Raw genomic sequence first — 26,536 nt, 5'->3', positions numbered from 1 at the left:
TTTTCCCCTCCTCCGCTCCCACAACTGCTAGCACGCGGGGGGGGGGGGGGGGGGGGACCTGCCCCCCCCCCCCCCCCCCCCCCCCCCCCCCCGGGGGTGGTGCGGGCGAAGACGGTGGCGAAGTCGGCCTCCGGGGCGTTGGAGATCCACCGTTTCTCGCCGTGGAGGCGCCAGCCGCCGTGTCCGTCGGGGACGGCGTCGAGGGCGAGGGCGGCGGCGTCGGAGCCGGCGCCGGGCTCGGAGAGGGCGAAGGCGGCGACGGCCCGTCCGGCGGTGACCTCGGGGAGCCAGCGGGCGCGCTGGGCGGGGCTGCCGAAGGCGGCGACCGGGTGGCCGCCGAGGCCCTGGAGGGCCAGGGCGGTCTCGGCCTCGGTGCAGGTGCGGGCGAGGGACTCGCGCAGCAGGCAGAGGTCGAGGGCGCCCGCGTCGAAGAGGCGGGCGAGGAGGCCGAGCTCGCCCAGGGCGGCGACGAGGGGGCGGTTGACGCGGCCCGGCTCGCCCTTCTCCGCGAGGGGGGTCAGGCGTTCGGCGGCGAGGGTGCGGAGCTCCGCACACCAGGTGATCTGTTCCGGATCGAGCGAGAATGCGGGCATGTGGGCCCTCTCTGACGCCTGCGGGCGCCTTCGTCCCAGCGCCGACCGGCGCCCTTGTCGCGAACCGTTGACTGTCGTCACCAACACGATACGCTCGTGGGGCGTCGCGCGACCCCACCACGACAGGGGGACGGACTCATGGAGCTGACACCCTCGGCCCACCTCGACACCTTCGCCCGCGACGGGCTCCCGCCGCCGGAGCGGTGGCCGCGTCTCCTCTTCGACCTGCCGGAGCTCTCCTACCCCGACCGGCTCAACTGCGGGGCCGAGCTCCTCGACCGCACCACGGAGCGCCTGGGCGCGGACAGGCCGGCCTTCCACGACGGGGACGGCACGGTCTGGAGCTACGGGGAGCTCAAGGACCGGGTCGACCGCATCGCCCACGTCCTCACCTCCGACCTGCGGGTCTCCCCCGGCAACCGGGTCCTCCTGCGCGGCCCCACCACCCCCTGGCTGGCCGCCTGCTGGCTCGCCGTGATGAAGGCGGGCGGCGTCGCCGTCACCGTCCTGGCCCAGCAGCGCGCTCCCGAGCTGGCCGTCATGGCGGAGGCGGCCCGCTGCACCCACGCGCTCTGCGACGCCGACTCCCTCGACCAGCTCCTCCAGGCCCGCATACCGGGGCTGCGCGTCACCCCGTTCGGCGGAACGGAACCCGACGACCTGCTGGCCCTCGCCGCCCGCCACACCGCCCCCTACGAGGCGGTCGCCACGGCCGCCGACGACGTGGCCCTGATCGCCTTCACCTCCGGCACCACCGGGCGCCCCAAAGGCTGCGTCCACTTCCACCGGGACGTCCTCGCCGTCGCCGACACCTTCTCCGCCCAGGTGCTCCGCCCCCGTCCCGACGACGTCTTCGCCGGCTCGCCGCCGCTCGCCTTCACCTTCGGCCTCGGCGGCCTCGTCGTCTTCCCGCTGCGGGCCGGGGCGAGCGCGGTCCTGCTCTCCCAGGCCGGACCCAAGCAGCTGCTCGCGGCGATCGAACGTCATCGCGCCACCGTGCTCTTCACCGCCCCCACGGCCTACCGCGTCATGCTCGACGAGCTGGCCGGCGACGGCGCCCACGACGTCGGTTCGCTGCGCCGCTGCGTCTCCGCCGGCGAGAACCTGCCGGAGGCCACCTGGCGGGCCTGGTACGGGCGCACCGGGCTGCGCCTGATCAACGGCATCGGCGCCACCGAACTGCTGCACATCTTCATCGCCGCCGCCGACGGCGACATCCGTCCCGGCACCACCGGCCGCCCGGTGCCCGGCTGGCAGGCCAGGGTCGTCGACCGGGACGGGCAGGGGGTCCCCGACGGCACCGAGGGGCTGCTCGCCGTCCGCGGCCCGGTGGGCTGCCGCTACCTGGCCGACCCACGCCAGTCGGAGTACGTACGGAACGGCTGGAACGTCACGGGCGACACCTACGTCCGCGAACCCGACGGCTACTTCCGCTACGTCTCGCGGGCCGACGACATGATCATCTCGGCCGGGTACAACATCGCCGGGCCCCAGGTCGAGGAGGTGCTCCTCGACCACCCGGACGTGGTCGAGACGGCGGTGGTGGGCCGTCCCGACGACCTGCGCGGCCAGGTCGTCGTGGCCTACACGGTCGTACGGGACGGGGTGCCGCGCGACGCGAGCACCGCCGCCGCGCTGCGGGCCTTCGTCCGCGCCCGCCTCGCCCCGTACAAATCCCCCCGGGAGGTCGTCTTCCTCGACGCGCTGCCCCGCACCGCCACCGGCAAGCTCCAGCGCTTCCGCCTCCGCGACCTGGCATGACCCCACGACGGGCCCGGCATGACCGGCGAGGCACGGTGCCAGGCACCGCGAGCCCGGCATGACCGGCGAGGCACCGCCTAGAGTGATCGCGTGGCCGAGCAGCACACCCCCCGTTCCCTGATCGTCTCCCTCTACGGCGCGTACGGACGGGCGCCCGACGGGGCGCCGATGCCGGTGGCCGGGGTCATCCGGCTGCTGGCGGCCGTCGGCGTGGACGCGCCCTCGGTGCGCTCGTCGGTGTCGCGGCTGAAGCGGCGCGGGCTGCTGCTGCCGGCCAGGACGGCCGACGGGGCGGCCGGGTACGCCCTGTCCGAGGACGCCCGGCGGCTCCTGGACGACGGCGACCGCCGGATCTACGCCCGCAGCGAGCCCAAGCTCTCCGAGGGCTGGGTCCTCGCCGTCTTCTCGGTGCCCGAGGCCGAGCGCCACAAGCGGCACCTGCTGCGCTCCCGGCTGGCCCGGCTGGGCTTCGGGACGGCCGCCCCCGGGGTCTGGATCGCGCCCGCGCGGCTGTACGAGGAGACCCGCAACACTTTGGAACGGCTGGGTCTCTCCCCCTACGTGGACCTCTTCCGGGGCGACCACCTCGGTTACGCGGCGACGGCCGAGGCGGTGGCCCGCTGGTGGGACCTGCCGTCCATCGCCCGTCTGCACGAGGAGTTCCTGGCGGTCCACGAACCGGTGCTGCGGGCCTGGCGGACCGCCCCCGGCGGCGCCGAGGACGCCTACCGGGCCTACCTGCTCGCCCTCGACTCCTGGCGGCGGCTGCCCTACGCCGACCCGGTGCTGCCGGCGGAGCTCCTCCCCGACGACTGGCCGGGCCGGCGCTCGGCCGAGGTCTTCGCCGCGCTCCACGAGCTGCTGCGCGACCGGGGCGCCCGGTACGTCGCCGGGGTCTGACGCCGGCCCTACCTGACGGATTCGGGACCCTTCTCGGCAGCACCCTTGCCAAAGTCATATGTGCGGCGGTTGGGTTGACGCGTTCTTCAGGTGTTCCCCGTGGTGCCCGAGGAGGAGTGGAAGCGATGGATCTCTGCTGCAACGTCTACGTCACCACGGGATCGTCGTCGCGGCTGCTGAGCACCCTCTCCGGGATTCCGGGAGGCGTGCGGACCGGTGCGGACGCGGTCTGCTTCGCGGCGCTCTCCGTCCGCTCCGTGCACGACGACGAGGAGGACGCCGCCGGCGCCCTCCCGTGGTCCACAGTGCTCGCCTGCACCTCGCGGCCCGGGGCCTCGGAGGACGACGTGATCGCCACGATGGCGGACATCCTGGAGGCCCTCTGGGGTGCCGGCTTCGGCGCGGTGGCCTCCTGCGCGTACGAGGGACGCCTGCCCCGCGCGGCCCGCGTGCGGGTCTAGGGCCTGTCGTCAAAATCCCCTCTGCCCCGCGGGCAACGAGGGGATTTCGACGGCACCCCCTAGGGGGTGCCGCTCCCGCGGCGTACCGCTCCGGCCCGGAGCAGGCAGAGGAGGCCGGCGGTGGTGAGGACGGCGCGGACCGCGTTCCAGGCGACCCAGGGCCCTTCGAAGGCGGCGCGGGCCGCGGTGGGGTCGTGGGCGGCGGCGAGGGCGTCGTTGAGGGGGACGCTCACGGCGGCGGTGACCAGGAAGACCGCCACGGCGAGGACGAGGGCGGCGAGGGTCCAGGTCCGCGCGCGGCCGGCGCGGTGCTGCCAGGCGGCGACGGCGGCCAGGAGCGGTGCCCCGAGGAACGGGGCGAAGAAGAGCGGGTTCTGGATGACGTCGTTGACGTTCCGCATCACCTCGACGTAGACGCGGTCGTCGCTCCTGGCCAGGGCCGGCATCACCGAGCAGACGTAGGCGAACCACACCCCCGCCAGGATGCCGGTGGCCGCCGTCGCCGCGCCGAGGACCGCCCCGGCGCCCTTCTCTCCCGTGTTCTGTGTCATGTCCCCATTCAAGGACGCGGGGGCGGCGGAGCCCATGCTCCGGCGTCGCACCCGCATACGCGGGCGTCCAGGGCGGTCAGCCGGCGGGGTCCTTGCGGCCCGTCGGGGGCCTGCGGCTGCCGGCGCGGTAGGGCGCGGGCCAGGGGGCGGCCGGGCCCTCGTAACCCTGCTCGGCGGCGGCGTGGAGGGTCCAGTGCGGGTCGTAGAGGTGGGGGCGGGCGAGGGCGCAGAGGTCGGCGCGGCCGGCGAGCAGGAGGGAGTTGACGTCGTCCCAGGAGGAGATCGCGCCGACGGCGACGACGGGGACGCCGACGGCGGCGCGGATGCGGTCGGCGTAGGGGGTCTGGTAGGAGCGGCCGTAGGCCGGTGTCTCGTCGGGGACGACCTGGCCGGTGGAGACGTCGACGGCGTCGGCGCCGTGGTCTGCGAAGGCGCGGGCGATGGTGACGGCGTCCTCGGCGGTGTTGCCGCCCTCGGCCCAGTCGGTGGCCGAGATGCGGACGGTCATCGGCCGGTCGTCGGGCCATGCCTCCCGGACCGCGTCGAAGACTTCGAGCGGGAAGCGGAGCCTCGCCTCGGGGGAGCCGCCGTAGCCGTCGGTGCGGTGGTTGGTGAGCGGGGAGAGGAAGCCGGAGAGCAGGTAGCCGTGGGCGCAGTGGAGTTCGAGGAGGTCGAAGTCGCAGCGGGCGGCGCGGCGGGCGGCGGCGGTGAACTCCTCGCGCACGGCGGTGAGTCCGGCGCGGTCCAGGGCGCGGGGCGTCTGGTTGACGCCGGGGCGGTACGGGAGGGGGGAGGCGGCGACGAGCGGCCAGTTGCCGTCGGGCAGAGGCTGGTCGATCCCCTCCCACATGCGGCGGGTGGAGCCCTTGCGGCCGGAGTGGCCGAGCTGCACGCCGAGCGCCGTGCCGGGCGCCTGGGCGTGGACGAAGGCGGTGATCCGGCCCCAGGCGCGGGCCTGCTCGTCGTTCCAGAGCCCGGAGCATCCCGGGGTGATGCGGCCCCGGGGGCTGACGCAGACCATCTCGGTCATGACGAGTCCGGCGCCGCCGAGGGCCCTGGCACCCAGGTGGACGAGGTGGAAGTCGCCGGGGACGCCGTCCTCGGCGACGTACAGGTCCATGGGCGAGACGACGACGCGGTTGCGCAGGGTGAGTCCGCGCAGCCGGAGCGGGGTGAACATGGGCGGGGTGCCGGGCGGGCAGCCGAAGTCCCGTTCGACCGTGTCGGTGAAGGCGGGGTCGCGCAGCCGCAGGTTGGCGTGGGTGACGCGGCGGCTGCGGGTGAGCAGGTCGAAGGCGAAGCGGCGGGGCGGCCGGTCGACGTGGTCGGCGAGCTCCTCGAACCAGCGGAGGCTGGCGGCGGCGGCGCGCTGGGTGGATTCCACGACGGGCCTGCGCTCGGCCTCGTAGGCGGCGAGGGCTTCGGGCAGGGTGGGGTGCGCGGTGAGCCGGCCGGCGAGGGCGAGGGCGTCCTCGACGGCCAGTTTGGTGCCGGAGCCGATCGAGAAGTGGGCGGTGTGGGCGGCGTCGCCGATGAGGACGGTGTTGCCGTACGACCAGCGTGCGGTGACGACGGTGCGGAAGGCCGTCCAGGCGGAGCGGTGGGAGCGCAGTTCCCGGCCGCCGAGCGCCTCGGCGAAGATCTTGGCGCAGCGGGCGGTGGACTCGGCCTCGTCGAGTTCGTCGAAGCCCGCGGCGCGCCAGACCTCCTCGCGCATCTCGACGATGACGGTGGAGCTGCCGTCGGGGTGGTCCCGGCCGGCGGCTTCCCGGCGGGCGTAGGGGTAGGCGTGGAGCTGCATCACGCCGTGCTCGGTCTCGGCGATCTCGAAGCGGAAGGCGTCGAAGGGGAAGTCGGCGGCGAGCCAGATGTAGCGGCAGCGGTGGGGGGTGACGCGGGGCCGGAAGTGGGCGGCGTGGGCCTCGCGGGTGCGGCTGTGGACGCCGTCGGCGGCGATGACCAGGTCGTGGCGGGCGGCGAGGGCGTCGGCGGGCGGCGCCTCGGCGCGGAAGCGGAGCCGTACGCCGAGTTCGGCGCAGCGGGCGTGCAGGAGTTCCAGGAGCCGGCTGCGGCCGAGGGCGGCGAAGCCGTGGCCGGTGGAGGTGGTGCGGTGGCCCCGGTGGACGACGTCGATGTCGTCCCAGCGGACCAGTTCGCGGCGGAGCGCCTCGTACACGACGGGGTCGGCGTCGCGGATGCCGCCGAGGGTCTCGTCGGAGAGGACGACTCCGAAGCCGAAGGTGTCGGAGGGTGCGTTCCGCTCCCAGACGGTGACCTCCCGCCGGGGGTCGAGCCGCTTGAGCAGCGCGGCGGCGTACAGCCCGCCGGGGCCGCCCCCGACGACGGCGACGCGGGGGGCGGTCGGGCCGGTGGCCGGTGGGCGCGCCATGGCTAGCGGCCCTGCCACTTCGGGGGGCGTTTCGCGGTGAAGGCGGCGTGGAACTCGGCGTAGTCCTCTCCGTGCATGAGGAGCGCCTGGGTGGCCGCGTCGAGTTCGACGGAGGCGGCGAGCGGCATGTCGAGTTCGGCGGTGAGCAGGGCCTTCGTCTGGGCGAGGGCGAGGGCGGGTCCGTCGGCGAGGCGGCGGGCGAGGTCGGCGGCGCGGTCGTCGGCGGCGCCCTCCTCGGTGAGTTCGCCGAGCAGGCCGATGCGCTCGGCCTCGGCGGCGTGGACGGCTTCGCCGAGCATGAGGATCCGGGTGGCGTGGCCGAGGCCGACGACCCGGGGCAGCAGGTAGGCGGCGCCCATGTCGCCGCCGGAGAGGCCCACCCGGGTGAAGAGGAAGGAGAAGCGGGTGGTGGGGTCGGCGACACGGAAGTCGGCGGCGAGGGCGAGGACGGCTCCGGCCCCGGCCGCGACGCCGTGCAGGGCGGCGACGACGGGGAACGGGCACTCGCGCAGGGCGCGGACGACCTGGCCGGTCATGCGGTTGAAGTCGAGGAGGGCCGCGGTGTCGAGGGCGAGGGTGGCGCCGATGATCTCGTCCACGTCGCCGCCCGAGCAGAAGCCCCGGCCCTCGCCGCCGAGGACGAGGGCGCGGACGGTCCGCTCCCGGGAGAGTTCGGCGAGCAGGTCGCGCAGGTCGGCGTAGGCGCCGAAGGTGAGGGCGTTGAGCTTCTCGGGTCGGGCGAGGGTGACGGTCGCGACGCCCCGGTCGATCTCCAGGCGCAGGTGCCGCCAGCGGGGGGTGCGGGTCGCGGAGCCGGTAAAGGGGCTCATCCGGAACGGCCTCCTTCCTCCGTTCGGAGGGTATCACCATACTGTGACTGTCGTCACGAGTACGCGATAGAGGAAGCGGGAGCCCGGCCCCGACAAGGTCCCTGAACCCTGGTGACGGAAGTCCCCGGAAGCGAGGGAGGGGTGCCCTGGGAACGGGATCTCCCGCGTTCTAACGTTTCGTACCAGGACGTTTCCTGGCGATCCGCACCTCCTGCCCCAGCCCCACATCCGCCCACCCGGCGAAGGGAGCCCGCCCCCCATGCCCGACCCCACCGGCCCCGCCGATCCGGCACCCGCAGACGCCCGCCGCCCCGGCACCGGGACCGGTGCGCCCGGATCCGCCCCCACCACCTGGCGCGTCCTGCTGCCGCACACGACCGCGGCCGTCCCGCTCGCCCGCGCCCTGATCCGCACGGCGCTCCACGACCTCGGCCCCGGCACCCCCGGCCGCCCGGACCGCGACACGGCCGAGCTGCTCACCGCCGAACTGGTCGCCAACGCCGTCGAGCACACGGCAGGCCTCGGGCCCATCGAGCTGGTCGTGGAGCTGCTCGCGGGGCCCGGCGGCTGCCAGGTCGAGGTCCACGACTCCGAGCCCGCCCCGCCCGGCCGGCTCGTCTGCCCCGACCCGGAGACCGGGGTCGACCCCTGGCAGGAGCACGGCCGCGGCCTCCTGCTGATCCGCGCCCTCAGCAGCGACTGCGGACACCGGCCCACCGAGCACGGCAAGGCCGTGTGGTTCACCCTCCCGTCGATACCGGCCCCGCGCCGGGAGAGCTGACGCGAGACGGAGGGCGGCGCGCCGGGAGACCTGACGCACGACGGGGGCGGCGCGCCGGGAACGTCCGGCAGGCCACCCCTCGATCCCGGGCCGGTACGAAGGGCGGGCCCTACGCGCCCGCGCCCGCCATCGTGGCGACGAGGACGGCCTTGATGGTGTGCATCCGGTTCTCGGCCTCGTCGAAGACGACGGAGTGCGCCGACTCGAAGACCTCGTCGGAGACCTCCAGCTCGGTCAGGCCGTGCCGGGCGTGGATGTCCTTGGCGACGGCGGTGCCCAGGTCGTGGAAGGCCGGCAGGCAGTGCAGGAACTTGACGGCGGGGTTGCCGGTGGCGCGCAGCACGTCCATGGTCACGGCGTACGGGGACAGGGCGGCGATCCGCTCGTCCCAGACCTCCTTGGGCTCGCCCATGGAGACCCAGACGTCGGTGGCGACGAAGTCGGCGCCCCGGACGCCCTCGGCCACGTCCTCGGTGAGGGTGATCGTGGCGCCGCCGGCCCCGGCGAGCTCGCGCGCGGCGGCGACGACGGCCTCGGCGGGCCAGTACGACTTCGGGGCGACGATCCGGACGTCCATGCCGAGCAGGGCGCCGGTGATCAGGTAGGAGTTGCCCATGTTGAAGCGGGCGTCGCCGAGGTAGGCGAAGGCGACCCCGTCGAGCGGCTTGTCGGTGTGCTCGGTCATGGTGAGCACGTCGGCGAGCATCTGGGTGGGGTGCCAGTCGTCGGTGAGCCCGTTGAAGACGGGGACACCGGCGTGGGCGGCGAGCTCCTCGACCGCGGCCTGGCTGTCGCCCCGGTACTCGATCCCGTCGAACATCCGGCCGAGGACCCGGGCGGTGTCCTTGACGGACTCCTTGTGGCCGATCTGGGAGCCGGAGGGGTCCAGGTAGGTGGTGGACGCGCCCTGGTCGGCCGCGGCGACCTCGAAGGCGCAGCGGGTGCGTGTCGAGGTCTTCTCGAAGATCAGGGCGATGTTCCGGCCGCGCAGCCGCTGGACCTCGGTCCCCGCCTTCTTGGCGGCCTTCAGCTCGGCGGAGAGCATGACCAGGGCGCGGAACTCCTCGGCGGAGAAGTCCAGCTCCTTGAGGAAGTGGCGGCCGATGAGGTCAGTGGCCATGGGTCGCGCTCCTGGGGTACGGGTCGAGGGGACGGCAGCCGGGGACGGCGGCCGGGGACCCTGGAAGTCTATACGAGGGTTAACATTTATATACAGCCCCCCCTTGCCCCTCCGTGCTCAGACCGCGTCCCGCTCCACCGGACAGCTCATGCAGCGCGGACCGCCCCTCCCCCGGCCGAGCTCGCTCCCCGGAATCTCGATCACCTCGATGCCCTGCTTGCGCAGGTGCGTGTTGGTCGTGACGTTCCGCTCGTACGCGACGACCACGCCCGGCTCCACCGCCAGCACGTTGCACCCGTCGTCCCACTGCTCGCGCTCGGCCGCGTGCACGTCCTGGGTCGCCGTGAGGACCCGGATCTCCGCGAGCCCCAGCGCCGCCGCGATGGCGGCGTGCATCCGCTCCGGCGGATGGTCCGTCACCCGCAGGGGCTGCCCGGCGTCGCCCGGCTCGATCGTGTACGAGCGGAGCATGCCGAGCCCCGCGTACTGGGTGAAGGTGTCCTGGTCGACCTGCGTGACGACCGTGTCCAGATGCATGAACGCCCGCCGCTTCGGCATGTCCAGGGCCACGATCGTCCGCGCCGAACCCGCCGCGAACAGCCCCCGGGCCAGCATCTCCACCGCCTGCGGCGTGGTGCGCTCGCTCATGCCGATCAGGACGGCGCCGTTGCCGATGACGAGGACGTCCCCGCCCTCGATCGTCGACGGGTAGTCCGCCTGCCCCTCCGACCAGTGGTGGAAGGCGCCCGCCTCCGGACCGGTGAAGAGCGGGTGGTGGCGGTAGATCGCCTCGAAGTGCACCGTCTCGCGCTGCCGGGCCGGCCACCGCATCGCGTTGATCGAGACCCCGTCGTAGATCCAGGCCGAGGTGTCCCGGGTGAAGAGGTGGTTCGGCAGCGGGCCCAGGAGGAAGTCGTCCAGGTCCAGGGCGTGGAAGCGGACCGAGGTCGGCTCCCGGTGCGCCGCCAGGAACTCCCGCTTCGTCATGCCGCCGACCAGCACCTCCCCCAGCGCCGTGGCGTCGAGCGAGTCGAACGCCGCGCGGAGGTGGTCGGTGGCGAGCGGCCCGTACTCCTTCTCGTCGAAGACCCGCTCCAGGACCATCGACCGGGCCGCGGGAACCTCCAGGGTCTCGCGCAGCAGGTCCCCGAAGAGGTGCACCGCGACCCCCCGGTCGCGCAGCACGTCGGCGAACCCGTCGTGCTCCTGCCGGGCCCGCCGCACCCACAGCACGTCGTCGAAGAGGAGCGCGTCCTTGTTGGACGGGGTGAGTCGCTTCAGCTCCAGATCGGGCCGGTGCAGGATGACGCGGCGCAGCCGCCCGGTCTCGGAGTCGACATGGAATCCCATGCGCCCATCCTGACGGAGCCGGGCGGCCGGGGCCTGCCTTTCGGACCGGGCCGGGGTCATGTCAGCGCCCCCCACACGCCGATCAGCACGATCGCGACCACCAGACCGCCGAGCAGCAGCGCGGCCCGGGTGAGGAAGCGGCGGGTGTACCCGCTGCCCTGGTCGTCCGCGGGCGCGGCGCCCGGCGAGACCGGCGGCCCCGGCCGGGGAGGCGTGCGGGGCAGGCCGTACGCCTCCTTCAGGAGCGTCAGCCACACCGCCTCCGGCAGCCCCGGCCGGTCTCCCTCGACGATCAGCCAGAACGCCTCGCGGGCCGACGGCTCGGCGCTCGTCCGCAGCCGCGACAGCAGCGCGGCGACCGCCCCGAGCCGGGCGTCGCCGCCGCCGAGCAGCGGCCGGACCGCCCAGCGGTACAGCTCGGCAGCGTTCGCCGCGCGCTGCTCCTCCGACGGCTCCCGGCCGTGCGCCCCCGCGCCGGGCGGCGCCACGGCCCACAGCTCCCGGGCGAGCACCACGGCGCACAGCTCGCGGCGCATCGGGTACTCCCAGGCCGGCAGCCGCCGGCCGATCTCCTGGAGCAGGGCGGTCAGCACGGGGTGCTCCAGCGGGCGGGGCAGCACGTCGAGCAGCTCCCGGCTCCCGGCCCGCTCCACCAGCTCCCGCGCCTCCTCCCCTCCCCGCGCCGTCGGCAGCTTGTGCACGAGCCCCGTCTCCGCCTCCCTCTCCTTCCCCTTGCCCATGGCCCGCGCCCACGGCCTCCCCCGGTCCTTCCGGGGGCCGGTCCACTCCGCCGGCACGGCGGCCAGGCCGGGGCGGGGGCACGCGTCCCCGGGCGCGGGCCCGGGGACCGGCGCCGTGGCGGCGGGGGCTGGGGCGGCGGCCGGGGCCGGGGCGAGGGGGCCGGGCGCGGGGGCGACGGGCGCGCTCGGCCGGTCCGGGGGCGACGGAGGCGGGCCGGACGGCGCGGGAGAACGGCCCGGTGGCGCCGACGAGCGGTCGGGCTCCGTCGGCGGGCGGTCGGGCTCGGCCGGTGGGCCGTCCGCCGGACGGGTGGGCGGACGGTCGGGCGCCGCCGGGGCCCGGTCGGGTACGGGAGGGGACGGCGGGACGTGCGGATTCTCGTCTCGGCCGCGCTCGCGTACGAGAGGGGACGGCGGGACGTACGGGTTCTCCGCGCGGGGCGGCATCGGTCCGGGGTCGTCGCGGTGCGGCGGGCGGTGGTCGCGGGTGGGGTCCGGGGCGGGCGCGGTGCGGGAGGCGGCGGCGGACGGGGGCGTCCGGGGGCCGGGGTCGCCGCTCCGGCGGTCGAGGACGTCGAGGGCGCGGTCGGCGGTGTCGAGGAGGGTCCCGCGGCGGGCGGACGCGACGGCGTGGAGCGTGCCGGCGACGGCGTACTCCTGGCCCTCGGCGACCGCCCGCAGATGGTGGTGGACGAGGCCGGTCGCGACGGCCTCGGCCCGGTCGCCGTACCGGTCGCCGGGGTCGACGCGGCGGCGCTCGGTGTTGCGGCTCGCCGCGCCCGACCAGCGGCCGACGAACACGAACCGGAGCTCGGCGAGTTCGACGGTGTCGTGGGTGGCGAAGGTCCACCGGCGCTTGGTGGAGCCGCCGAACATGCCGTGCAGCCCCCAGAGCACCGGGCAGGCGGTGTCGCCCCGTTCGTCGAGGACGGTGAACCGTTCGGTGGGGTGGCGGAGGAACTCGGCGACGACGCCGACGAGTTCGCCGGCGACGTCGGGGAGGCGCCGTTCGAGCCCGCCGAGACCCCGGCCGACGGCCGCCGCCCCCAGGGCCTCCTCGGGGACCGGCCGCAGCCGGCCGCGGACCCCGGCGGCGTCGACGGCGGCCGCACCCTCCCAGTCCCAAGCGTGGAGGCCCAGACAGGTGGCGGGGGTGAGGAGGTCGGCCGAGCCGACGAGGGCGTGGCAGACGACGGAGGTGCCGCCGGCCGCGTCGGTGAAGGGGGCGCGCCGGATCAGCATCACGCCGGCGCTCCGCCGGAGCCGGATCAGGGCGGGCCGGGTCTCGTCCCCGGTGGCCCGCAGGACGGGGCCGGAGATCCGGAAGAGGCTGTCGACCTCCTCGCGCGGCCCGGACCAGGCGACCGGGCCGAAGCCGGTGCTGCCGGAGAGGTTCTCGCTGTCCCAGCGGAAGACGATCTGGTCGGCCTCGTTCTCCGTCCGTGTCATCGGACGATCCCCTCCCTGGGCCCCGCCCCGGGCAGCAGCCCGCACAGGGCGAAGAGTGACAGCAGCGGTGCGAGGACGCGGCGCGGCCGGGCCCCGTGCGGAAAGCGGTCGCCGCGCGCCTGCCCGCCGGTCGCGGCGACGAAGTGCAGGGTGCAGTCGGCGCAGTCGTCGAACGGCTTGAGCCAGGCGGCGCTGGCGTGGTGGGCGAGGAAGGCGTACGCGTCGCGGCTCTCCTCCCGCAGCGCCGCCGGGTCGTGGCGGCCGGGCAGGGAGCGGGCGAGCCAGCGGTCGACGGCCGGTTCGAAGCGCACCAGGTCGCTCTTGTTGACCGCGAGCGCGGCGGGTGCGGCGACGAGGCCGCCGCGCTGCCGGGGGATGCGGTTGAGGACGGTGGTGAACGCCTCGTCGCCGAGGTCGCGGCGGCGCAGTCCGCTCTGTTCGCGGACCGGGTCGAGGGAGGACAGCCGCAGGGCGCGCAGCGGGTCGAGGACGAAGACGAAGGCGTCGACGCCCATCAGGAAGCGGCCGACCTCGCCGTCCTGGGCGAGGTCCTCCCCGGCGAGGTCGAAGAAGACGACCGGCCGGGGGGTGGCGCCGCCGGCCGAGACGAGCAGGCCGTCGGCGAACCGGGCGAAGGTCTGCTGCCCGGTGCGGCCCAGCTGCCGTCCCTGCTGGAGGCTCTGCACCCGTTCCCGCAGATAGGTGCGGTGCGCGTCGGGGTTGAGCGGCCGGCACTTCAGTCCGTACGGTTCGAGGCCGCCCAGCTCGACCTCGCCCAGCATGGCGGCGAGGAGGTGGGTCTTGCCGACGGAGGAGCTGCCGACGAGGGCGACGGAGAGGGGCTCGCCGGTGGTGAGGTAGGGCACGGGGAGTTCGTGCTCCTCGTCGCCGTCGACGGTGTGCGGACACAGGTGGTACGCCTTGCGGAGCGCGTCGGCGACATGGCCGGGACGGCGCTCGGCGCTGAGGTCCAGCGGGATCCGGTTGCCCTTGGCGTCGATGGTGACGAGCAGCCGTTCGTCGTACGCGACGGGCAGCAGGCAGTGCGGGCACATCCGGCCCCGCGGGGGCGGCACGGGCGCCGCCCCGGGCGGCGGCTCCGGCACGGGGCCGGGGCGGGCCGCGTCCGGTCCGCCGCCGAAGATGCGGTCGAGGAACGAGGTGCGTGGCGCACGTGCCGCGGCGGGCTCCCGGTCGCCGCCGGGCGGCGCGGCCGCGTCCGGGCCGGGACCGTCGAGCAGGGCGCGCTTGCGGGCGACCTGGAGGTCGTACTCGGCCCGCCACCGCCCGAGCGGGTCGGCCGCCCCGGTACCGGTGGCGAGCGGGTCGGGGACGTGGAGCAGTCGCATGAGGTCGGCGGCGTGCGGCCGTTCGGCGGCGTGCGGGGAGTAGAGGCCGCTCTGTCCGAGGGCGGCGAGCCGACGGTAGTCGGCGAGGTCGGCCGGGGGGCCGTCGCCGCGGTCGGGGCGGCCGGAGAGCAGGTAGTACGCGACCTGGGCGACGGACCACAGGTCGTCGCGGGGGTCGGCGGCGCCGCGTCCGGCGCGCTGCTCGGGCGAGGCCCAGGGGGCGGCGCCGAAGGGTTCGCGGTCCTCCCCCGCGCGCTGGGCGGCGTAGGGCTCGCACAGCCGCACGCGGGAGCCGTCCCACCGGACGGTGTCGGGCGAGACGGCCCGGTGCACGAGGTCGAGGTCGGCCAGGAGCCGCCCCGCCATGGCGAGTTGGCCGGTGATCCTCTCCTGGTCCTCGGCACCGAGACGGCCCGCCCACTCCGTCAGTGGCCGGCCGGTGGGCGGCCGGTAGAGCACGAAGGGCTCGGCGGCGGTCAGGTCGTGACCGACGATCCGGGGGAAGACGGCCCCGAACTTCCGCTGCCCGTACCGTCGTTCGACGGCGATGGCGGCGGCCACCTCGCGTTCGAGGAGTCCGTGGGCCCGGGGGTCGTCCTGCGCGGACGCGGTCAGCCGGTACTGGAGGACCGCCCATCCGGCGCCGAGCGTCGCGCGGCGCGCCAGCACGCCGGGGCGGCCGGGCTGCCGGCGGTCCTCGCCGTACCGGACCTCGAACCGGACCGGAACCTCCTCGGGGGTGCGGAACTCCAGCTCCTGGTAGTACGGATGGGTCGGCGTGGTCGGCTCGCTCAGGTGGTCGGGGTGGTCGGGGTCGATCGGCGGGAACGGGTCGGCCGGGCGGTCCGGCCCGTCCCCGTGGTGCGGTCGGTTCGGTTGGTTCGGGTCGGTCACGGTTCTCCCGCCTCCTCGGCGCGGACGGTGTTCACGACGTCCGCGCGCAGCGGTACGAGGCGGAGGATGCCGGCGTGCCGGCCCGCACCGGTCCACACCACGTCCTCCGCGGTGCCGCGCCAGACGTCGTCGCCCGCCGCGCCGCGCCGCATCGCCTCCGGCACGAAGCGGACCTGGCGGGCGGCGAGCGGGTCGTGGGAGAGCAGCCTCAGGTGTTCGGGGCCGCAGAGGGCGACGGTGCGGCCGGGTTCGTCCTCGGACAGCAGCAGCCGGGCCACCGCGTCGGGGGCGACGCCGGTGAGACGGGCGGCGTCGGGCCGGTCGGAACGGTCGGTGAAGGCGGCGAGCCCGGTCGGCGCCGCCCGGTCCCGGAGCCCGTCCTGCGCGGGCGGCGGCGAGGCGGCCACGTCGCGCTCCAGACGCAGACGGGTCTCGGCGAGCAGGTCCCCGAGCCGCCTCTCGTGGACGCCCGGGGTGCCGGCGCCGGGGTCGCGCTCGATCCCCGCCCAGCAGCCGTCGAGGATCAGGACGGTGCCCGCGACGAGGTCGCCGACGAGGGTGTCGACGAGCGCGGGGCCCCCGTCCCCGTACCGCCGCTCCAGCCAGCCGGGCGCCGGCCCGGACCCCCGCGGGGCCCCCGGCCCGCCGGGCCGTCCGAAGGCGTCGCCCGGACCGGACGGAGCGGCCCGGTCGTCCGGACCGAACGGGTCGGCGGCGGCGAAGGGGTCCGCGGACCCGGCGTCCGGGCGGGGCGGCTGCCGGGTCCCCGCCGGGGCGGCCGGGGGTTCCGCGTCGAGGTCGGACCAGGAGTCGTCCTCGTCGCCGTCCCCCCAGTCCTCCCAGCTCCACGACGCCGCTGCGGGGTCCGGTGCCGGCGGCGCGGTGCGCGGGGTGCCGGCGTCCTCCCCGGGCGCGTACGGCTGTCCGTGCGCGTCGGCGGTCCGCGCGAGGGCCCGCAGCAGCCGGGCGACCGCGCCCGCGCCGGCCGAGCAGTGGTGGCGCACCTCCGCGAACAGCCAGTCGTGGACGGCGGTCGTGACGACGAGGGCGTGGACGTCCCCGAGGATCCGGCCGGCCTCCTCCGGGTCCGCCCGGGCCCACCAGTCGTCCACCGCCCGGCTCCAGTCGCGCAGCGCGAGGAGGACCACGGCGGCCACGGCGACCGTGAGGGCGGCGGCCGACGCCCAGACCGGCGGGTCCAGGAACCCGCCGACGACCGCCCCGGCGGCACCGCCGAGCAGGCCGCCGAGGAGGCGCGGCGCGGCGCCCGTGGCACCGCCGCCGTCGATCCGGCCGTCGGGCGAGCGGTTGGGCCTGCGCCGCAGCATCAGATGGGCGAGGCCGGCGGCGAGGACCCCGACCGCGGGGCCCAGGACCCAGCCGAGGACCGGCCAGACACCGGCGAGCAGGGCCGCCAGACCCGTCACGGCGAAGGCCGCCGGCCGACCGCCGCCCGCCGTGAAGGGGTGCCGGCGGCCCAGTCGGCGCAGGCGCTCGGGCCCGCAGATCGCGTCGAGCCGGGCGAGCCGGGCGGCGCTGCCGACCGGGGCCGTACGGGCGGAGAGCGCCGCGAGCCGGGCCGCGACGGAGCGCAGCGGCAGCCCCTTGCCGATCAGGTCGTGGGTGTGGTCGCGGAGCGCCGGGACGATGCCGGTCCGCGAGATCTCCCGCGGCATCTCGGGGAGTTCGACGCCCCGGTCCCGCAGGAGGCCCCGGTGCTCGGCGGTCAGCCGGGTGCCGCCCGCCGCGCCGAACGCGTCCGCGACGGCGGCCCGGAACCCGGCGAGCTCCTCCACCACCCGCTCGATGTCCCCCGGCAGGTCGGCGGAGGCTCCCGCCCGGGTGAGGAGCCCGGCCGGCCCGCGCACCCGTTCGTAGCCGTCGACGGCGAGGCCGAGGGCCTCCTCGCAGGCGGCCAGCCGCGCTCCCGCCCGGCCGTGGGCGGGGAGCCAGGCGTGGCCGGAGAGCGAGCGCGGCACGCCGTCGTCGAGAAGCAGCGCGAGCGGCCCCGGCACCTGGTCGGCGACGACGCCGACGGCGGGGACGTCCGGGCCGGCCAGTCCCTCCACCGCCTGGCGCCAGGCGCGGGCGCGCGCCTCGTCGGTCAGGTCGTGCTCCAGCACGCGCACGGCCGGCACGGCGACGCCGTGCACGACCTCGCCGAGTGCGCGGAGCACCGCGTCGAAGACCTCGGGGGTGGACAGGACGTCCACCAACGGCCGTAGTACGGCGTCCCCGGGGACGCCGTCCTCCGTCGCGTCGAAGACCCACAGCACCCCGGCGGCCGGCGGACGCAGGGTGAGGGAGCGGCGCAGGGTCCGCTCGCCCCGCGCGCCGACGGCGAGGCAGACGATGTGGGCGGGGCCGTAGGACGACAGCCGCTCGTAGAGCAGCTGGTGACCGACGAGCCGGTCGGCCTCGTCGACCACGAGGAAGCGGCGCTCGCCGCCGGGCTGCGGGGCGTCGAGGGCCGCGCGCAGGGCGTCGTCGGCCCCGGCGCCGCCGTCGTGCGCCCCGGGGCCGGCCGGACCGGCCGTCCGCAGGTCGAGGCAGACGGCGTGGCCGGGCAGGGGCCGTTCGGGGAGGACCGGGGAGCTCACTCGGCCTCACCGGCCCGGTCGCGGCGGCGCGGGGCCGCGCCGAAGTCGTCGAAGGAGTCGTCGTCGCAGTCGTCGTCGCAGTCGTCGTCCGTGCCGTCGGTGAAGGGCCGGTCCCAGTCGGGGGCCGCGCCGGACCTGTCGTCCGGGCCGGCGTCGTCCTCCCGGCCGTCCGGTCCCGCGTCGTACCCGTCGTCCGGCCCGAAGTCCGGTTCGGGCTCCCGCTCCCAGTCGTCCTCGTAGAGCGACCGGCCGGCCGGGCGCGTTCCGGAGTCGGTGCGGCGCCTGGTCCCGTACGCGGAACGGGGGTCGTGGTCGTAGCCGTTCTGCCGGCCGGCGCCGTTCCGCCGGCCGGCGCCGGGCCGGGGCCCGGGGTCGTCGTACCACCCGCCCCCGTCCTCGCGGCGGCCGCGGCTCGCGTGGCGGCCGTCGGAGCGGTCCCGGTCGCCGTACCGGCCCTCGCCGCCGCCGTTGCGGTTCGTCTCTCCGTACCGCTCCTCGTCGTACCGCTCCTCTCCGTACCGTTCCTCGTCGTCGCGGCGGGGGCGGGGTTCGGGCCTCGGGCGGGCCGGCCGGCCGGGGGCCTGGCGCGGGGCGTGGCGCTCGTAGAGGGCGCGCAGGGTGGAGCGGGTCGCGCGGGAGGCGCTGGGGAAGCGCATGTCGAGGGCGCCGGGGTAGGTGACCGACCAGAAGTGGCGCAGCGGGGCGAGCCACTCGCCGTCCGCCTCGCCGTACTCGGCGGCGAGCCGGTCGATCAGGACGAGCTGGCGCGGGGCGATGTCCTCGACGAAGCGGGTGAAGAGCGCCGACGGGGGCTGCGGCACGTGCGCGAGGCCCTTGGGCAGGGCCCGCATGAGCCGCTCGCAGAACTGCTCGATGATCTGGCCCTCGTCGAGCAGCGCCCAGCGCTCGTACGCACGGAGCAGCCCGGCCCAGCTGGACAGCGAACCGTCGAAGCCCTCCAGGCGCAGCGACATGGTCGCGGACTCGCCCTCCTGGAGCCGGATGCGGACGAGGTGCGGGGAGGTCTCCGGTCCCTCGGTGGCGATGTGGCCGTTCCACAGGGTGCAGAGCAGCCGGTGGAGGATGCGCTGGCGGTCCTGCTCGGTGGAGACCAGCCAGTCGTCCTGGTAGCCGAGCCGCTGGCGCCAGTGCAGGAAGTCCTCCTCGCCGCCGGAGTCCCGGGCCTCGGACCAGAGGCTGAGGACGCCGCGGACCTCGGAGATGTCGGTGAGGTTCATGCCGCTGCGGAAGAGGACGACGGTGATGGAGTCGGTGTCCACGGCACGGCACTCGGGCGACACCCGGGAGGGGAGGTTGAGCTCCTGGGAGAGGAAGCCCGCCGCGCGCCCGTCGGACTCGCTGGCGGGGTGCACGATGAGGATCTTCATCGGGCCGCTGCCGTCCGGGACGAAGCCGACCGGGAGCAGCCCGGCGAGCCGGGAGCGGAACTGGTCGAGCCAGCGCGGGTCGACCTTCGCCTCGGCGCTCTCGTCGCCCGAGGCGGCACGCAGCAGGAGCTCCATCGAGGGCAGCAGGGGGCGGGCGAAGACGTCCTCGTTGGCCTCGCCGAAGAGGCGCTTGACCCGCCGCTCGACGACCTGCTTGATCTCCTTGACGGCGGCGCCCGAGGAGCGGCGGACCGCGTCGAGGGCGCGCCGCCAGTCGTCGGCCCCGACGAGCCGGTCGAGGAGGGTGGCGGCGTCGGTGGTCTCGGGGAGGCCCTCGCTCTGGGCGAGCCGGTCGACGACGTCGTCGTAGAAGGCGCGCAGGGTGTTCTGCGGGGGCAGCAGGTAGGCGATGCCGGCCCGGTCGTCGCGGTAGAGCTCGCGACGGCGGTCGGCGAAGGACTTGCCCTCGTCCTGCTCGTGGGCGCGGAGCACCTTGGCGAGCTCGGCGACCTCGTTGGTGACACGGTGGAGGGACGGCCGCCACTGGGCCTCCCCGGCCTGCCAGCCGCGGTGCCACAGGACGCGGGCCCGCCATTGGTACCAGGCCTCCTGGGCGGCGAGCGCCTCCTGCACGTCGGGGTCGGTCCAGCGGGCGGGCACGACGCCGCCGACGCCGCGCTTGATCCGGGGGATGGCGGGGGCCGAGGTCTGGACGTGCGGGGGCCGTTCGGGTTCGTTGCGCCGGTTGTCGAGCATGCCGATGAAGCCCTCCCTGGCGACCCGGTCGGGGTGGCCAGGGAGGCCGGCGAGGACGGCCTCCAGCTGGAACGGGCCGACGGTGCCGAGGAGTTCGCGGGCACCGGCGCCGGGCCGGAAGTCCTCGGTGAGGCGCGGGATCTCGCGGGAGAGGTGGAGGTCGAGGCGGTGCAGCGACTCCTCCATGTCCTGCAGGCGCTGGCGCAGTTCCTGGGTGATGTCCCGGCTGCCCCGGGGGAGTTGTTCGGGCAGCGGGACGTCGGGCGCCTCGCGGCTCCAGAGCCGGCCGACGCCGGAGCGGGTGAAGAGGTCGCGGACGAGCTCCTGTCCGTCCCGGGCGGGCCGGCGGGCGCGCTCGGACATGCCGCGGACGGCCTGCGCGAGGAGCCGGGCGGCGACGATCTCGGCGAGGTCGTCGACGGGGACGGTGAGGGAGGCGGCGAGGCTGGTGGACATGCCGCGGTAGCCGATGCCGGTGCGGGCCGGCGTCGCGCGCTCCACGCTCTTGTTGATGAAGCTGGCGGCGAAGGACTGGTAGTCGTCGTCGGCGCGGGTCACCGCCCCGTTGTCCTCGCCGAGTTCGGTGCCGATCAGCGACATCACCATGGCGGTGATGGAGCGGCGGAGGTCCTCGGGGCCGATGACGGCCGGCTTGGAGAAGAGGAAGGCGGTCTGCATCGTGGCGGGGCGGAGCGCGACGACCCCGTCGCCCGGGTAGGTGACGCTGAGCCGGCCGTGCTCCTCGACGTCGCCGACGGTGTCGAGGGCGTCGGGCACGTTCTGGTCGTCGACCAGCCGCGACAGGTCCACGAGGGCGCGGGCGGCGTTGAGTTCGGCCTCGCGTCCGCCGCCCGCCTCCGGCGGGAAGGCGGAGGGCATGACGACCAGCGGGTAGATCTTCACGCCGGGCACCTTGGCGTTGCGGAACTCGTGCCCGATGAGGTGGATGAAGTCGTAGAAGATGCCGGCTCCGGTGCCGCCGGCGACGGAGAAGGCGACGAAGACGTCGCAGCCCCGGATGCGGCCGCCGCCGACGCGCTTGAGGTCGCCGGCGGCCTGTCCGATGGCGCCGATCGCTTCGCGGAGCTGGCGCAGGACGGGTTCGAGGCCCGACCGCACGGACGCGAAGAACGCGGCCCGGCCGACCGTCGGGAGCTGCCCGGCGCCGCTGTTGAGCGGGGCCACGCGCGGCTGGCGGGCCTGCGGCGGCAGCCACAGCCGGGTCTCCTCGTGGACCGAGACCCGCAGGGTGCGGGTGACCTCGGGCGAGGAGTCGAAGTCGGTGGGGAGCAGGTCGCGGACCATGCGGGAGGTGCGGGCGAAGGCGGCGCCCTCGGCACCCTTCGCCCGGAACTGCGGCTGGCTCAGCAGCTCGCCCTCGCTGAAGTCGGCGTAGACGAACTGGAGGCAGTCGGGCAGCTGGAAGGGCAGCCGGCGGCCGCCGTCGACCAGGTCGGTGCCGTCGGGTCCGCACAGCTCCCGGCGCAGGCCGCGTTCGAGTTCGCTGCCGATGCGTCCGCCGGTGCCGCCGAGTCCCACGAAGAGCATGGGCTGGTAGATCTTCATCTCGTCTCCTCGGTGACCCGTTCAGAAGTTGTCGTCGTACGCGCCGGGGCCCCCGGCCTCACCGGAGCCGGAGCCGGGACCGGACCCGGAGCCCGGGCCGGCGTGTCCGGCGCCCGCTCCCGCGCCGCCGCTCCGGGCGCCCGCGCCCGTGGCCCCGCCGCGCCGCCGGCCGCCGCCGGTGCCCGGTCCCCCGCCCGGCCCGCGGGGCGGACGCGTCCGGCGGGACCACGGGAACTCACGGGTCGCGGCCGGCTCCGCACGCCCGCCGCGCACGACGAGTTCGTGGTCGCCCAGGGCGATCGGCTCGCCCGTCCTGACGGAGACCTGCGGGCCGCCCCGGGGGCGGAACAGCAGGTCGCCGGCGCCGGTGCGGCGCAGGACGTGCGAGGCGGCCGCGGTGCCGCCGCGGATCCGGCGGAGCGTGGCCGGCTCGCCGTACGGCTCGTCGACGGTGAAGGCGAAGACCCCGCCGGGGCTCTGGCCGCGCCGGACGGTCAGCGCGTACAGCGACCGACCGTCGCGGCCCAGTTCGAGGGTGACGCCGGTGAGGTCGCGGCGGCGGCGCCGGGCGGCGAGCCGGATGCCGGCGAAGGCCGCGGCGAGGACCAGCACGGCGGCGCCGCCGGCCACCGCCTTCCACCAGCGCTGCCACCACGTGGGCGGGGCGACCACCCGGGCGTCGAGGTAGTCGGAGTCCAGGACCAGGTCGCCGTCGGTGTCCACGACCGTGACCTGCCCGCCCAGTTCGCCGAGCGGGGTGGAGCCGCCGACCGCGACCGTGAAGGCGACCCGGGTGCTCCTGCCCGGCGGGGCGGTGACGGTCGTCGGGGCGAGGGCGAGTTCGGCGCCCGGTGTGACGTCCTTCAGGGCGAGCCGCAGGGTGTGCGGCGCGGAGTCCTCGTTGGTGACGTCGAGGGTGCCGCGGACGGTCCCCCCGGGGTGCACGGCGACCCGGTCGACGGCGAGACCGGCGACCACCGTCCGCGGCCCCTCGGCGGTCCGGGCGTACAGCGGGCGCAGGTCGGAGGTGATGCCGGGGGCCGCCATCCGGGTCACGAACTTCAGCTCGCCGGTGGCTCCCGCGGGCACGGTCAGCCGCCCGGTGAAGCGGACGTCGCCGGCCTTGCGGTCGGGCGCCCGGCCGTCGTCGGCGAGCCGGAGGGTGACGGGCGCGAAGCCCGCGCCGCTCATCTCGGCGGTGACGACGAGCCCGTCCAGCTGCCGCGGGTCGGAGATGACGACCCCGCGGCGGGTCTGCATCCGCGCCTGCACGGTGATCTCCTCGCCGGCGCGGGGCGAGGCCGGGTCGAGGGTGACGTCGGAGCGGAGGCGGCCCTGCCAGATGGCCCGGACGGCGACCTCGCGGTCGCGGTGGCCCTCCGGCGCCTCGATGTGCACCCGCCAGCGGCCGGGCAGCGGGTTCTTCACGCGCAGCGCCTCGACCGGCCCGTCCTGCCCGCTCACCTCGAAGACCGAACCGTCGAACTCGCCGCGGGCGGGGACCTCGCGGCCCGCCGGGTCGAAGTAGGTCACCCGCACCTTCGGGTCGTGCTTGGAGATGGTGAGGGAGCCGTCGGTGGCGATCGGCGGGATGGTGACGGTCAGGTCGGCGGGGGGCCTGCCGACGGTCCCGTGGGCGATCCGGGCGCAGCGGGCGGCGGCGAACGTCTCCTGGAGCGCCTTGTCGATCTCGGCGGAGGTGCCGACGACCCGCATCCGCGGGGCGGAGCCGGGGACGTCGGAACAGGCGCCGCGGTAGCCGCCCCCGGCCATCGCGGTGAGCGCGGAGCGGTCGATGGCGCTGCCGAAGCCGAGCGGCCAGATCTGGACGCCGGCGGCCCGCGCGCGGGCGAGCTCCTCGGTGAGCCGACGCTCGCCGTTGGCCTGGCGGCTGTCGCGGTCGGTGCCGTACTCGGGGCTGTCGGCGACGTCGAGCCGGCCGTCGGTGAGCAGGAAGACGACCTTGGGGACGGCCGGTGCCTTCGCCCCGGCCGGGGCAGCCCCCGTGAGACGGGTGACGGCCTGGCGGATCGCCGCGGGGAAGTCGGTGCCCGGCCCCATCCGGGCCTCGTCGCGGCGGCCCAGCTTCTGCACGCACTCGCTGAGCGCCTCCCGGCCCGCGGCGTCGGCGACGAGGAGGGGGCAGACCTCCCGTACGGGCGACTGGCCGGCTTTCTCGGAACTGCCGAAGCCGATGACGGTGGCGCGGGAGCGCTCGGATATCTCGCCCTGGCTCAGCAGCGCCGCCGCTTCGGTCTCCCGGGCCAGGTCCTTGTCCGCGAGGCTCTTCGACTGGTCGACGACCACGGCGAAGTCGATCGGGTCGGGGCCGTCGGCCGGATCCGCGGCCGTCGCCGCCACGGCGCCTCCCGGCAGCACGGGGCCTCCCGGCAGCACGGGGGCGCCCGCCGCGCCGGTCGCGAACGGGCCGGAGAGCGCGAGGAGCGCTCCGGCGAGGAGCAGGGCGCTCCCCCTGTTGTTCCACTGCATTCTCTGTCTCACCACAGTTCGCTGAAGAGGGCCAGGAGGGCGCCGAGCGCGAGCGCGCACACGCCCAGGCGCAGCCACCGGTACTTCGCCGCGAGCACGAGCCCGTGCACGCTGGCCTGTTCGAGGAGCCAGCCGGTCGCGTCCGCGCCCGAGGCGGTGAGCCGCTCGCGCAGCACCGGCTCCGACGGCCCGGCCGTCAGCTCGCGCAGCAGGGTGCGGTCGGCCCCTATCCGGGTGCGGGGCAGCACCACCGACACGAGCATCACGACCCCGGCCGTCCACAGCACGCCCGCGACCAGCAGGAACACGAGTGCGGCACCGGCCGTGGGCAGCGGGGCGCGCTCCCCGGAGAAGACGACCGCGAGGAAGGCGAGCGCGCCGGAGAGCAGGATCGCGGCCTTCGTGTCGGCCCGCCCGATGTCCTCGCGGACGGTGGCGAGCAGCCGCTCGGCCATGAAGCGGAGCTCCTCGGGCGGGGCGGGCGCCGGCGCGGGGACCCGCTCAGGGGCGCCGCCGGGGACACGGTCAGGGGCGCCGCCGGGGACCCGCTCAGGGGCGCCGCCGGGGACCCGCTCAGGGGCTGGGGCCGGGGCACGGTCGGGGGCGCGGTCGGGGGCCGTCACGCGTCGTCCCAGTCGTCGAAGTCGGAGCTGGGGCGGGCGGGACGGCGGGTCCGGGACTCCCGGCCCGGACGCCCGGTCCCCTCACGGTCGTACGGATCGTCGCGGTCGTACCGGTCGTAGCGCTCGTACCGGTCCTCGTGGTCGCCGGCGTCGGCCCGCTCCCGCGCCCTCTCCCGCTCCCGCTCGCGCTCCCGGTCGACGGCGGACTCGACGCGGGTCGGCTCGTAGACCCGGGGCGCGGGCGGGGTGTCCCGGCCGCCCCCGGCCTCCGGTGCGTCCCACCGGCCGCGGTCCTCGGGCCGCGTCCGGCCCTCCCCCCGCCCCTCGCGCCCCTCGGGCCGTTCCCGGCGCTCCGGCTCCCCGTACCCCCGGCCGGTCCCGTTCGGGCTCCCGCCCCCGTGGGTCCGGCGGTCCCCGCGGGCGCGGTCGCCCTCGTCGCCGGCGTGGGGGTCGTCGTCCCAGTCCGGCCGGCCCGGCTCGGGGGTCCCGTCCTCGAGGGCGCGCGGGGAGCGCTGTCCGGTGCCGCCGGAGGGGTTGAGGACCCGGTCGGTGATGCCGCCGACGATGTTGCCGGTCTGGGACCGCAGGTACATGAGCACCTGGTACATCTGCTCGCCGATGTCGTGGCGTTCCAGGACGCCGGTCTCCAGGAGCTGGGTGAAGACGGCGAGGTAGTCCTCCTGGCCCTGGCGCCGCTCCTGCTGGAGCTGGTTGCGGATCTCCCACTGCTTGTCGGGGTGGACCGCCATGTGGTGGGCGATCTGGGCGAGGTCGCCGCGGCGGAAGAGTGCCTCGATCTCCCGGGCGCGGTCGGCGATCATCGACCGCTCCGCCGCGTCCCTGCGGCGCTCCGCCTCGGCCTCGCGCGCGTCGGCCTCCATGGTCACGTCCAGCCGGTCCCGCCGGTGGACCTCGGCCTTGACCGACTCCTCCAGGTCGATGAAGACGTGGACGCGGGTGCGCAGGCCGATGTCCCGGCCGAAGCTGAGGCGCCCGGTGCTCAGCGCCTCCCGGACGGCCTCGTCGGCGCGCTGCGCGTCGGTGATGCGGAAGCGGCGGGAGATCCGGCGCAGGCCGTCGAGCAGCTCGTCGTGCAGCAGCTCGGCGACGTCCTCGACCTGCTCCTGGACGACGAGGTGGGGGTCGGTGACCATCCACTGGATCCTGGCGACGGCCTCGAAGAACACGCCGTCGCCGGCCGCGGGCAGCTGGAGCACGAACTCCGTGACGTTGCGGCCGAGCTGGACCTCGAAGACGGTGTACGGGGTGCCGATCAGCGGCTTGTTGACGTCCTCCTTGCGGTCGGGCCACACCACGCGGTGGCCGCCGTTGCGGTAGAGCAGCACGGCGGCGACGCGTCCGCTGCGGCGGCGGTAGGGAGGCGCGTACTCCCTCAGCAGCGGTCCGCGCGGCCGGCCGGCGTCCGCGTTCCACGGCTCCCGCTCACGCCCCTGGCCCATGCCCCGCTCCTCGCCCCGACCCGGTGTCGACCCCTGCCCCTGCACCTGGCCCCTCCCCTGTCCACGTCCCGGTGCGGGACGCTGTCCACGGTCCTGGCCCCGGCCCTGGTCACGTCCCTGGCCGGACGCCCGTCCCTGTCCCTGTGCCTGTGCCTGTCCTGGCTCTTGGCGCTGTCCCTGTCCTTCTCCCCGTCGGCGCTCCTCGTCACGGCCACGCTCCTGCCGTCCTCCGGCGGTCCCGCCGCCCTGCCGGAGGTCGTCCCGGCCGCCCCGGACGGGGTCGGGACGGGGGTTCCGTCCGGCGTCCCGCTGCCGGGCGCGCTCGTCGCGGGCCCGCTCGCCCGGCTCCTCGTACCGCTGCCGTACGCGCCCGTCCGGGCCCTGTCCCCCGGGACGGTCCGGTCCCCGGCGGTCCGGGCGGCGGCCGTCGAGGTCGTGTTCGTCCCACCGCGTCCGGTCGTCCGGCCGGCCGCTCCGGTCCTGCT

Annotated in this window: 16 protein-coding genes and 1 pseudogene; 4 read left to right on the top strand and 13 right to left on the bottom strand. The window is 76.0% G+C overall.

All coding sequences use genetic code 11. The annotated features are described in order from the left end of the window. Window positions 1–74: 74 nt before the first annotated feature. Window positions 75–593 (bottom strand): annotated as a pseudogene (locus tag ACZ60W_RS12190) (acyl-CoA dehydrogenase family protein); the annotation flags it as partial. Window positions 594–731: 138 nt separating this feature from the next. Between ACZ60W_RS12190 and ACZ60W_RS12185 the strand changes: the two are divergent. From ACZ60W_RS12185 to ACZ60W_RS12175, 3 genes are all read left to right on the top strand, one after another. After that, window positions 732–2,354, top strand: a complete 1,623-nt coding sequence (locus tag ACZ60W_RS12185; RefSeq protein ID WP_469755250.1) for an AMP-binding protein — start codon at window positions 732–734, stop codon at window positions 2,352–2,354. Window positions 2,355–2,444: 90 nt separating this feature from the next. Further along, window positions 2,445–3,254, top strand: a complete 810-nt coding sequence (locus tag ACZ60W_RS12180) for a PaaX family transcriptional regulator (RefSeq protein WP_469755249.1) — start codon at window positions 2,445–2,447, stop codon at window positions 3,252–3,254. A gap of 116 nt (window positions 3,255–3,370) precedes the next feature. Then, a complete protein-coding gene (locus ACZ60W_RS12175) occupies window positions 3,371–3,715 on the top strand; it encodes a hypothetical protein (RefSeq protein ID WP_469755248.1) in 345 nt (114 codons plus the stop codon). Window positions 3,716–3,774: 59 nt separating this feature from the next. Here the strand turns inward: ACZ60W_RS12175 and ACZ60W_RS12170 are convergent, their stop codons facing one another. From ACZ60W_RS12170 to ACZ60W_RS12160, 3 genes are all read right to left on the bottom strand, one after another. Continuing rightward, a complete protein-coding gene (locus ACZ60W_RS12170; RefSeq protein WP_469755247.1) occupies window positions 3,775–4,266 on the bottom strand; it encodes an anthrone oxygenase family protein in 492 nt (163 codons plus the stop codon). Between the two features lie 76 nt (window positions 4,267–4,342). Continuing rightward, window positions 4,343–6,655 (bottom strand): bifunctional salicylyl-CoA 5-hydroxylase/oxidoreductase, encoded by a 2,313-nt coding sequence (locus ACZ60W_RS12165; protein WP_469755246.1) that lies wholly within the window; start codon window positions 6,653–6,655, stop codon window positions 4,343–4,345. A 2-nt stretch (window positions 6,656–6,657) separates the two neighbouring features. Then, window positions 6,658–7,485, bottom strand: a complete 828-nt coding sequence (locus ACZ60W_RS12160) for an enoyl-CoA hydratase family protein (protein WP_469755245.1) — start codon at window positions 7,483–7,485, stop codon at window positions 6,658–6,660. Window positions 7,486–7,744: 259 nt separating this feature from the next. On the opposite strand from ACZ60W_RS12160, the gene ACZ60W_RS12155 reads away from it, so the two are divergent. Next, complete coding sequence (locus tag ACZ60W_RS12155; protein WP_469755244.1) at window positions 7,745–8,266, top strand: ATP-binding protein; 522 nt, start codon at window positions 7,745–7,747, stop codon at window positions 8,264–8,266. Window positions 8,267–8,375: 109 nt separating this feature from the next. Here ACZ60W_RS12155 and argF read toward each other — a convergent pair whose 3' ends face one another. The 9 genes from argF to ACZ60W_RS12110 form a co-directional block, all read right to left on the bottom strand. Continuing rightward, window positions 8,376–9,386 (bottom strand): ornithine carbamoyltransferase, encoded by a 1,011-nt coding sequence (argF, locus tag ACZ60W_RS12150; RefSeq protein ID WP_469755243.1) that lies wholly within the window; start codon window positions 9,384–9,386, stop codon window positions 8,376–8,378. Between the two features lie 117 nt (window positions 9,387–9,503). Continuing rightward, window positions 9,504–10,736, bottom strand: a complete 1,233-nt coding sequence (locus ACZ60W_RS12145; RefSeq protein WP_469755242.1) for an arginine deiminase — start codon at window positions 10,734–10,736, stop codon at window positions 9,504–9,506. A 56-nt stretch (window positions 10,737–10,792) separates the two neighbouring features. Then, on the bottom strand, window positions 10,793–12,925 hold the full coding sequence (locus ACZ60W_RS12140) for a hypothetical protein (protein ID WP_469755241.1): 2,133 nt from the start codon (window positions 12,923–12,925) through the stop codon (window positions 10,793–10,795). Then, a complete protein-coding gene (locus ACZ60W_RS12135; RefSeq protein WP_469755240.1) occupies window positions 12,922–15,168 on the bottom strand; it encodes a hypothetical protein in 2,247 nt (748 codons plus the stop codon). The genes ACZ60W_RS12140 and ACZ60W_RS12135 overlap by 4 nt, the downstream gene beginning before the upstream one ends. Continuing rightward, on the bottom strand, window positions 15,165–17,768 hold the full coding sequence (locus ACZ60W_RS12130) for a hypothetical protein (RefSeq protein WP_469755239.1): 2,604 nt from the start codon (window positions 17,766–17,768) through the stop codon (window positions 15,165–15,167). The genes ACZ60W_RS12135 and ACZ60W_RS12130 overlap by 4 nt, the downstream gene beginning before the upstream one ends. Then, complete coding sequence (locus ACZ60W_RS12125; protein WP_469755238.1) at window positions 17,765–21,478, bottom strand: tubulin-like doman-containing protein; 3,714 nt, start codon at window positions 21,476–21,478, stop codon at window positions 17,765–17,767. Before ACZ60W_RS12125 ends, ACZ60W_RS12130 begins: the two co-directional genes overlap by 4 nt. 21 nt (window positions 21,479–21,499) lie before the next feature. Next, entirely contained in the window at window positions 21,500–23,968 is a 2,469-nt protein-coding gene (locus ACZ60W_RS12120; RefSeq protein ID WP_469755237.1) for a VWA domain-containing protein, read from the bottom strand. Between the two features lie 8 nt (window positions 23,969–23,976). Continuing rightward, complete coding sequence (locus ACZ60W_RS12115) at window positions 23,977–24,423, bottom strand: Pycsar system effector family protein (RefSeq protein ID WP_469755236.1); 447 nt, start codon at window positions 24,421–24,423, stop codon at window positions 23,977–23,979. 164 nt (window positions 24,424–24,587) lie between these two features. Continuing rightward, window positions 24,588–26,051, bottom strand: coding sequence for a hypothetical protein (locus tag ACZ60W_RS12110; protein WP_469755235.1), 1,464 nt, complete (start codon window positions 26,049–26,051; stop codon window positions 24,588–24,590). Window positions 26,052–26,536 lie beyond the last annotated feature (485 nt).

Source organism: Streptomyces sp. NPDC104202, from assembly GCF_055584185.1.
This window is presented reverse-complemented; position numbering and strand designations above follow the sequence as displayed.

What these genes read in the sequence shown, in the direction of transcription:
- ACZ60W_RS12185 (WP_469755250.1), top strand. Translation starts at nt 732, where the DNA reads ATGGAGCTGACACCCTCGGCCCACCTCGACACCTTCGCCCGCGACGGG.
- ACZ60W_RS12170 (WP_469755247.1), bottom strand. Translation starts at nt 4,266, where the DNA reads ATGACACAGAACACGGGAGAGAAGGGCGCCGGGGCGGTCCTCGGCGCG.
- ACZ60W_RS12165 (WP_469755246.1), bottom strand. Translation starts at nt 6,655, where the DNA reads ATGGCGCGCCCACCGGCCACCGGCCCGACCGCCCCCCGCGTCGCCGTC.
- ACZ60W_RS12160 (WP_469755245.1), bottom strand. Translation starts at nt 7,485, where the DNA reads ATGAGCCCCTTTACCGGCTCCGCGACCCGCACCCCCCGCTGGCGGCAC.
- ACZ60W_RS12155 (WP_469755244.1), top strand. Translation starts at nt 7,745, where the DNA reads ATGCCCGACCCCACCGGCCCCGCCGATCCGGCACCCGCAGACGCCCGC.
- argF (WP_469755243.1), bottom strand. Translation starts at nt 9,386, where the DNA reads ATGGCCACTGACCTCATCGGCCGCCACTTCCTCAAGGAGCTGGACTTC.
- ACZ60W_RS12145 (WP_469755242.1), bottom strand. Translation starts at nt 10,736, where the DNA reads ATGGGATTCCATGTCGACTCCGAGACCGGGCGGCTGCGCCGCGTCATC.
- ACZ60W_RS12140 (WP_469755241.1), bottom strand. Translation starts at nt 12,925, where the DNA reads ATGACACGGACGGAGAACGAGGCCGACCAGATCGTCTTCCGCTGGGAC.
- ACZ60W_RS12125 (WP_469755238.1), bottom strand. Translation starts at nt 21,478, where the DNA reads ATGAAGATCTACCAGCCCATGCTCTTCGTGGGACTCGGCGGCACCGGC.
- ACZ60W_RS12120 (WP_469755237.1), bottom strand. Translation starts at nt 23,968, where the DNA reads ATGCAGTGGAACAACAGGGGGAGCGCCCTGCTCCTCGCCGGAGCGCTC.
- ACZ60W_RS12115 (WP_469755236.1), bottom strand. Translation starts at nt 24,423, where the DNA reads ATGGCCGAGCGGCTGCTCGCCACCGTCCGCGAGGACATCGGGCGGGCC.
- ACZ60W_RS12110 (WP_469755235.1), bottom strand. Translation starts at nt 26,051, where the DNA reads ATGGGCCAGGGGCGTGAGCGGGAGCCGTGGAACGCGGACGCCGGCCGG.